Annotated in this window: 1 protein-coding gene; it reads left to right on the top strand. The window is 44.8% G+C overall.

The features are described from left to right. Positions 1 to 14: 14 nt before the first annotated feature. Positions 15 to 10,229: ZmpA/ZmpB/ZmpC family metallo-endopeptidase-related protein (locus NE665_RS22570; RefSeq protein WP_256302647.1), on the top strand; the 10,215-nt coding region annotated here is incomplete at its 3' end.

The raw sequence follows: 10,229 nt of genomic DNA, 5'->3' as shown, positions 1-10,229 counted from the left end.
AGGATGGTACGGAGGTGGAACGCAAGATATTGCATACGAACACACCGGCACAGTTCGATATCCTTCAAAACGGGACGTATGTGATCCGAAGCATCGATGTACAGGGAAGCGTGCTGGAGGAGCATGAGCGGGTGGTGGAAGGACTGGCAGACCTGTATGTGGAAAAGACAGCGCAGGGAGGACTGACCTTGTATGGACGAATGGAAAACACGGATCATATATCAGTTACCTTCAAGGAAAAGAAGGAGGCTGTAAAGGTCGAGAAGCAGGAGAACGGCTTGTATCAGGGAAGCTATACACCGAAGGAAAACGGAAGCTATGTGTTCCAGAGCGAAGCGGCAGATGATGCACCTCTTGGCACGACCGCAACCTATGAAGTGACCGATATAACGGAACAGCCGAAGGAAGAACCGAAGAAAGAAGAACAGCCGGAAGTGAAGGAGCTCCATATCACGAATGAACAAGGCCTGAAGGATATCGCCAAAGCACCGGATAAGACGTATATCCTGGACAGCGATATCACGGTGACCGCTGATTCTATCATGGTGGAAAAAGAATTCACAGGAACATTGGAAGGGAACGGTCATGTGATCAAGGGCTTGAAGCAGCCGCTGTTCACTTCATTGAATAAAGCAGCAATAAGGAATGTAAATCTAAGTAGTGAGATCAACAGTACCAGTAATGCAGCAGCGCTGGCAGTAAATGCAAAGGATACGAAAATCGATGGAGTGGGGATACTGGTGAAGATAGCATCACAGCGATCCGCTTCCGGCATGCTGGTCAGTGCAGCGAATACGAGTATCGGGAATAGCTATGTGAGCGGGGAAATCACAGGGGAAGCAGGAGCTTCCGGTTTTGTCGTCTCCGGAAATGCAGAAATAAGCAACAGCTATGTAACGGGAGTCATCGAAGGCAAGCAATCCGCATATGGATTCGGAAAAGAAAGCAGTATCATAAACTGCTATGCGGCCGTGTATGTGGAAGGCAAGGAAACAGGCAATTTCAATGGAGGGAGCTGTAAGCTGGAAAGCAGCTTCTATGATATCAGCGTGGCATCGAAAGAAGAGCCGCGAGCACAGGAATACACAAGTGCGCAGCTGGTCAGCGGAGATCTGGCAATAGACGGATTCCAACAAACAAAGGGGAGCTATCCATCTTCAAAGAAAGAGATCACAGACAAATACAGTGAAGAGGCAAAGAAGCTGAGTGCGCTCAGTACACTGGCAGTCAGTACGCAGACAAGTCTGATGGGACTGACGAAGGATGTGGCACTGCCCTCCTCAACAGGGAAAGAAACTGTCTCATGGAGTGCAGAGGGGAATGTCGGAGTTTCCGGAAATGCCGCGATCGCAAAGGTAACGCGCAGTCTGGATCAGGATACGGAAGGGACGCTGGTCGCAAGAACATCCAGCGGAACGCGTGTGATGAGAGCAGCCTCCGCAAAGCTGCTAGCAGGAGAAGAACCGCAGGCAGGGCTGTCGGTGGCAGAGAAGACAACGAGCATCAGCTTCAATATGAAAGCGAATCACTATTATCTGATCACGACGGATGGGGGCATGGGAAGTAAACTACCGGCAGACCATAAGGCAGCCATCGCTTCAGGGTGGAGAAGATACCTGTGGGATGGAGCAATCAGCTGGGATGGTCTGAACTGGAATACGACCTATTATGTGTATGACTATGATCTGAAGGATACAAAGAAGGTAACCTATAAGAGCATAACAACGAAGAAGGGACAAATCGGCGGAAGCATCCAGTTGTCGGAAGAAATGGCAGCCGGAGCGACCCTGAAAGCAACACTGAAGGAAACCATGACGACGAAAGGAAGCTGGAAATGGGAGAAGGCGGAATCACCGACCAGTACGACATGGACAGAATTATCAAAAGAAACAAGTGCGAAAGAAAACAATATATCAAGCAGCTACGTACTAAAACAAGATGACAGCAGTAAGTATATCCGTGCGACCTTTACCGCAGCGGATGAAGCATTTGAGGGCAGTATCACAGCGAGCAGTAGGACCGTGGTCAAGGCACCCCTGAGCAGCATCAGCATTTATAATAATACGGAACGTACTGAAAAAGCGACAGATGCGGATATGATCGTAGATAAGCGACTGTATGCATGGGTAGAACCACAAAACTTCGATACAGAGGTGGAATACACGTGGCATCATTATAATACGGACGGTAGTGAGAATGATGAGATACTGGGCCGTGGAAATTCCTATCTGTTGCAGGGAAAGGATGTCGATAAGCACATCTATGTCAAGGCGAGCGCAAAGGGAGAAGGCGGAGCGAGCGGAACTGTGATCAGTGGGAAGTTCACACAGGCAGTCAAAGCAGCACCAACCGCCGTACCTACAGCAGCTCCGGTGCTGGCAGTGGATGAAGCAACCTCGATCGAAGACACATCGGTAACTGTCAAGATGCCGGAAGCCTACACAAAAGGAAACGGTCTGTATCAGTTTGCATTCCGTCAGGCTGGAACAGGTGGAGAAAAAGTTGATTTCAAAACATATGCCAGAGGCAGTAATCCGGTAACGATCATAGATTTAAAGCCGAGAACGAAATATTACATCTATGTCAAGGCTGTCGGTGAGAACGGACACCTGTCTTCAGAATATACGGATATAAATCTAGCTGTGACTACAAAAAATCCATATGTGAAAGGTACGCTGGAAATTCTTGAACCGGCAAACGGGTTTCGCTTTAATGAAACCTTGGAAGTTAAAATAACAGGAGAGGATACAAATCAATCAGGCGAATATACCTGGTATCTGGTAGCTCCGGATGGAAGCCGTGGAACCGCGATTACGACACCATCAGTTGATGGAAGTTATTTGAAAATAGAGGATCCAGAGTATATCGGTCACAGATTGGAAGTCGTCTTCTCCGGAACCGGAACATATGGCGGAGAAATCAGTACACAAAGTGAAGTGATCCAGCTACAAGAGTGGGCAGCCCCTGTACAGAAGCTGTCAGACTTAAATGGAACAACAGATACCAGTGTAAGGGTAAAGCTTCCTACATTGAGCACTAGTTTGCAGGGGGAACGCTTTAATATTGGTTACTCAAAATTGGAAAATGGTGTTCCGGAAGAATATCGCCCTGATGATCAGCATATCCAATACAAATCCGGGGAAGAAGTGACGATCGATGGGTTAAGTCGTAATACGACATATTATTTCTTCCTGCGTTATGATGCGAATCAAAAGCATGAGAAGTCCGAATGGTCAACCAATAAAATCGAAATAAAAACAGAGAAAACAGAGTTTGATGGAGCGATTTATTTTGAGTATGGAAGTGCAGTAACTGCCCCGGTACAGGGGGAGCGTATTACGGCCAGATTAGGTAAGAAGGATGCGATAGGAACAAAGCCAAATACGATCGATGGAACATGGCGATGGTATAAGAAAGAGCCAGAGCAGGAAAAAGTTGAAATCAAAGGCTTCTATCCTGGTGCTGACGGTATCTCAACCTATTATGAAATACCAATGGATGACATACCGGGAACCATATACACTGTAGAATTTGAATTTCAGAGTGATTATATCGAAAAGCTGCCGACCAGTGCTACGGCGTCGTATGTGGATAGTTCATCAACGGCGTTACAAAAATTAGACAGGGAGAAGCAGTCACAACCAGATGGAACAAAGCTGATAAAAGTGGAAGATACCATCACGGACTCCACGATCACATTTCAAATGGATGGAAGTGAGGGCTTGGTATATGGCTTCTGTTATAGTGAAGGAACAAATGTAGACGATACAGCTGCAGTAAGGCCAGCAGATTATGATGCGTACACAGGAACGAATGTAACTGTGAAAAACCTGAAAAGAGATACGGAATATCATATCTGGGTTCGTGTAAAGGGGAATGATAAAAAAGCGGATAGCGACTGGTCGAGCACCTATCTTACGATAAAGACGAAAAAGACAGATATTCTTGGCTATGTGGAAATCAGCGGTGCGGATACTGCAGGGCAGGAGCTAACAGCATCCTATAAAGCAGCAAGCTATATGCCTGCTGGAAATGATACGAAAGGAACGTGGCAGTGGTATCGTCAAAATAATACAGGTGGTTTCGATGTCATTGCAGGAGAGAACGGGACTACCTATACACCAAAAAGCTCGGATATAAATAAAAAGCTGAAGGCAGTATATTCAATGCAGGAAAATGACAGCTTCACCGGAAGTAAAGAGGCAGAAACAACTGCAATCAAAAAGGCATTGGTGAGTAATCCGGCGATAACAGAATTTAAGCAGGGAACTGATACTGCTGACAGCCGCCCTACACTGGATTTCACAGTAAGGGAAATAGAAAATGTCTGGTACAGGATACAGAAAAGAGTCGATGATCCACCGAAGATCCCTACTGAAATAGAGCGTACCGATTTGGTGAATGCAGGCTGGACAGAATGTACAGCACTGCAGATTAAAGGAATAGATAAGGATCATAAAAAAGTGGATTTAGAGGCAAATACGGATTACATCCTGTATATTGTGAAGCCGGAAACTGGAGAAACACAGGTAAGTAGTATCATCAATACGACAGCTAGCGTAGGACAGATTACACAAACCGGAGCTATAGAAATCAGCTATATGAGTGAAGATACTGCAATCGGGTATCCTGTTATCGGAAAAACCATAAAAGCTACGCTAAAAAATGCAAATAATAACAGGTTTGGTACATGGAAGTGGTATAGAAGCAAAACAGATTGCGGAAATACAGGGACAACAGGAATGCCGTCAATTACTGATGCCACAAAATGGACGCAGCTATCAGGTGGGTACAGTCCGACCATCAACAGTGATACAAGCACACTGACATTGAGTGAAGAGCTTTGGAAGTATTATATCAAAGCGGAGTTTGTACCAAATAAAGAAGAAGGCTATGGTGGAGAAAGCATTCAAGCCGCTGATGCAAAATATGTACGCAAAATCTATAAGGAAAGTGTATCGATAGATTCCAGTACCAAGGATGGAGATGGAAATCTGGCAGCATATCCTGGTTCAAAAATCACTGCGACGGTGAATGATCCAAGCGGGGAGAGCTTAACCGGAAGATTGAATGCGTATATCAATGAAACTACACCTCAGCAGCTGTCTAATGCGACAATCACGGGAAATACACTGACGGTAACGTTGGGAAGCTTAAGTGCACAGGATACGAGAAATGTCTATGTAGAATTAACACCGCCAAGTAATCACATGGTATTCGTAAATGAACAATTTCAAGTACTTCCAACAAATAAATCGAAAAGTAATACCGTACCCTATAAATTCGGTATTTGTATCAATAATGCCGAAGACTTAAAATCATTTATTATGGGAACCGGAGAATTTGCAGACAGAAGTGCAACGTACGTAATTACAAACGATATAGATATGAGCAGCATTGGAATTGTTGCAGTTCCCAAGACAAATTTTTCCGGAACATTAGATGGAGACTTTCATACATTGATCAATGCTAAGGTTTATTTACTTTATACAATACAGGGGACGGAGTCTGCTTACGCTACGATAAAAAATATGGTTATTTTTAATGCGGATATTGATTCAACTAAATTCCCTAACGCCCCTTCCAATTCCCACGCAGGAGTTTTGGGCTATCAATCAAGATTTGCGAATATTGAGAATATTTTGATTGCAAATTCAAAATTAAGAGCAGGCTGGAATGTTGGCTTTTTCCTTGCATACAGCAATGAAACAAACTTTAGAAGATGTGGCTCTGTTGGAGGTGAAGGAATCAGCGGCGGTGGTGCGGTTGGCGGCTTTGTCGGAGATGCTGGGACATTACCGAATACGAAATTTGAAGATGTTTTTTCTATTAGTACAGTATTTAAAGCGGATCCGGGAATAAAAGGATATTCATATGGAGGCATTGTTGGCTGGACCGCTGAGGACTGGGCAAGCAAAGGCTCGCGATATCCAATGGACCAATTTATAAATCGCTCATATGTTGCTTCAGTGATTCCAACAAGTGATCAAACAGGATATGGTTCGGGAATGATTTTAGGACAAAATCCAGGTGCAGGCTCTATTATTACAAATGTTTATTATGATAACAGATATTCACAAGCCGATGGTGGTAGTTCCTATTCATCAAACTGGGGAACTGGGTTAAGCACAGAGGCCATGCTGGGAGATAAATTAAAAAGCGGATTGGGAAATACCAACTGGACGTTTAGGGAAGGGAATTATCCAATGCTGAATTGGATGAAGGATTTAGGTAGCGCCAAGCTGTTTTCAACGACATTAGGTGCTTTTAAGCCATTGGATAACGCTACATCTTCTGCTGATTTATTCAAAGGAGATATTTCAGGACCTATCATGATGGCTCCTGAGCTAACAGGAAATGAGTTCTCTTATAGATCCAGTGATGAAAGTATATTAAAGGTAACAGAGGGTGGGACTATTCTTCCTGTTGCTGTTGGAAAAGCTAAGATTATCGTGCGGTATGATAATCCCAGCGGAGGATATGCAGAAAATAGTTTATTTGAATTTAATGTAAAGAAAGCAGTCAACGCCTTGAGCTCTGTGTCTATAGAAGGTACAGCCAAGCCTGGTCAGGAGCTTGTAGCGAAAGCTACCGGAGCTTCTACATATCAGTGGTATAAACGGAAGACCGGGTCAACAGAGCGAGTTGCTGTTTCCGGCGCAACATCCAGCACATATACATTGAAACCATCGGATGTCGGTTATGAATTTAACGTAGACGTAGGAGCAAGCGGTTACGCTACAATGTCATCAGGATATACAAAGGCAGTAACCTCTATCCAGCCAACAGGTGTCACAGTGAAAGAAAGCGCAGATAACGCTGTGACAGTAAAAGCTCAGGGAATTGATGGTGCCGACTATGAATATGCCTATGCAAGCTCCATAGATGGAAACAAGATCATTGCCGGTCATACAACAGAGGATTTTACGATTCAAGGTCTTTCAAGAAATAAGCCATACTGGGTTTTTGCCAGAGTTGCAGGCGGTACAGGATATGAGCCAAGTGAATGGAGCAGCGCACAAAAGATCATAACGAAGAAGACAGATATCGTTGGTCCAATCAAATCAAATGGTGAAATCAATATGGGAAAAACGATTCGTGTGTCGATTGGTGATGATAATTTGCAGGAGGGAACGTGGAAGGTAACACGTGGTTCAACTGATATAACAAACCTTATCACAAAGGACTCGAGTTATAGCGTTTCTTATGATTTAAAGAAAGAGGATGTCGGTAGTGAGCTGAATTTTAGCTTTCTTGGAACAGGAGATTATCAGGATCCGGAAGCTGGAGCTATCACATTCACAACTGCTCAGATACTTAAAATGGCGCAGACAGCCCCAGAAGCTCCTGAAGGGGATATGAAGGACGCACACACGATCACGATCAAACATACCGGTACAGATCTATATGATTTCGGATATACAGAAACAGCAGGCAAAAATATCGAAATACTGGATAATCATGGGAATGGGTATGCAGGTAATACGGAAGTAGAGATACCGGATTTAAAAAGAAATACAACCTACTATCTTTATGCCAGAGTACATGAAAAAACTAATTATGAGCCTAGTGACTGGTCACCTTATGTAACTGCTTCTACAGATAGATCGGATATAACCGGAAGAAGTACAGTAACGCTCGACGGTGAAACAACCGTTGACAAAACTTTGACATTTACAGCAACCGGTACCGTGGAGGATACTGCTGGTCTGACAGGAATCTGGGTGCTGGAAAGGGTCAATGAAGAGAATGGTGAAACGAATACAGTTCTGGGAAAGATCGATGAATTGAATGCAAATAAAATAACATATGAGCTGAAGCCGGAGGATGCAGGCTATAAGCTGCGTGCCACCTATAATGCCAATCGAGATTATAAGGGTACCAGCAGTATGAGCTCTGCTACGATCGCAAATGCAGACCAACAGCTTGGAAAAGTTACGACAGAAATCAGTTCCATTGGTCAATATGATTTGAAGCTAAAAGTAGCTGATACAAAAGAGACAGCTGCGATCTATGAATTTGGTTATAAAAAGAGCAGTGAGGATACTGCCAAGATACAATCGAATAATGTAACTGTAACATGGGGAAAAGATGTAGATATGAATAATCTTTCCAGAAATACGGATTATGACTTCTATATACGAAAGGCCGCAAAAATTGGATATGATTGCAGTGCTTGGTCAAAAATCAATACGGAGCCTGTAAAGACATTAAAATCAAAGCTACTTGGTAATATTTCTGTTGGAGACAATCAGAAGCCAGGCGTAGATCGAACGATAACCGTCGATTATGTAAAAGGCATTTATTCGGATAATGCAGATGATACGACAAGCGGCAGCTGGCAATGGTATCTGAATGATATTCCGATAACAGCGGAAGCCGGAGGAACTGTGGCCTCCTTTAAAATACCACCTGTTGATGGAAACCCTACCGTCAAGGTTCGATATATCGCTAAAGAGGAAAGTGATTTTACCGAGTATTCAGAACGATCGTTCGGTAAGGTATATAAGGAAGATTACCTTACACCGAAGGCTCCGACAGTGACTTCAAAGGGAGAGGATAATACGCAGGTCGGAAGTCTGCTGCATCTTGTGAACAATGAAGAGAAGATCGACGATATGTATTATTATCTGCAGTCTTCTGATATCGATGATCTGCCGAAGCTGGAAATTGCTGAGACGGTTGATCAGAAGGATTCCCATCAGGTCGATAACACAACGACAGCCAATACCGGGCATTGGATCAAGGTGACGGCGAAGGATATGGATATCCGAGTGGAGGCGAACCGCAGCTATGTGACCTATGTCGCAAGGCTGGAATCGAGAAGTCATGCGGCGAGCGGTATCAATTCAACGAGGTCTGTCAAGAGTGAGAAGGAACCACTGGCAAGAGTAGACTACGATAAGATCGAGGAAGCAGACAGCAGTGTGGAATGGAAGACATTGCAGTCCAAGACACTGCGGTATACGGTGAACGGAAAAGCGCCTACGGTCTCCTGGAAATATTATGTGGCGTCTACGAAGGATGCCGCTGAATGGCAGAACATCGATGCCGAGATGAAGGCTGTCAGGGATACCAGAGAAGACGGCATCAGTGCTGACGGAAAATATGCCATAAGCCGCTTTGAAGTGCCACTTAAATACACCTCAAAGTATCTGAAAATAACGATAACAGGTGTCGATGATTATTCTGGAACGATCACCCATATCACGGAGAACCCGTTGAAGGGCGCATTGATCACAGGAACCGCCAGAATCGAAACGACGGATACGACGAAGGTCCTGGATACGCTGGGTGCTTCCTACCTGGGGGAAGATGAAAAGAATGGAACCTTCACCTGGTATCGACAGCATGTAAACGATGCGGATACGCCGATAGGTGAAGCAGCTAAGATCGCTGATTCACAGACTACGGGAAATACGAGTACCTATTCACTGACACCTCTGGATCTGAACTGCATGGTCTATGCAGTCTATACAGCCCCTGTGAATGGTCAGTATGTCGGCAGTGTTCAGACAAACGGGATCATCGTGCGACAGAAGGCAGAGCAGAATCAGCCAAATGCACCGACGAAGGTGAGAGTGAATGGAAACAGTATCCAGTTCAGTACGCCGACAAACTATAAGACGGACAAGACGGTCGATATCCCATATGTACAGGTCGGCTATCTGCGATATGTAGACGATCGGCCGGTCGATGATGCAGGAGCTATCCTGACTACGAAGGAAGCGATCGAAGCCAATATCCACTGGCAGAGTGAAGAGGAATACAAGGCACAGGAAACGTGGTTCTATGGTTTGAAGAAGGACAGTGACTATAAGCTGTTCGCAAGATTCATACCGACCGCTGCGTATGACCAGTCTGCGGTAAGCGAGCCGAGTGCAGTCATCACAACAGAGCATGCGCTCTTCCGTGAGGATGCATTAGTGATCCAGGATGTTGTGGATATGCGACAGGCAGATGCCAGACCAAGCAATATCGGATCACAGATTTCGTTCATATATAGCGGAGAAGGCTACGACGAAGGAGAGTTCCTCTTACATAGAAGCAACGGGGAGACGATCCCGGTAGACAGTACCAGAGTAGTGATGGATAAAACTGGGAAGACGATCAGCTACAGCTATACCTATACGAAGGAGGATGTCGGCTCCTACATCACGGTGGAATACAAAGCGAAGGAAAATGCTGCCCATTATCAGGGAAGCATAAAGAAGACGAATTCTGTCATC

Source organism: Clostridium sp. DFI.1.208 (genome assembly GCF_024463855.1).
GTDB lineage: Bacteria > Bacillota_I > Bacilli_A > Erysipelotrichales > Erysipelotrichaceae > Clostridium_AQ.
The sequence above is the reverse complement of the archived record's forward strand: the minus strand, read 5'-3'. Positions and strand labels throughout refer to the sequence as shown.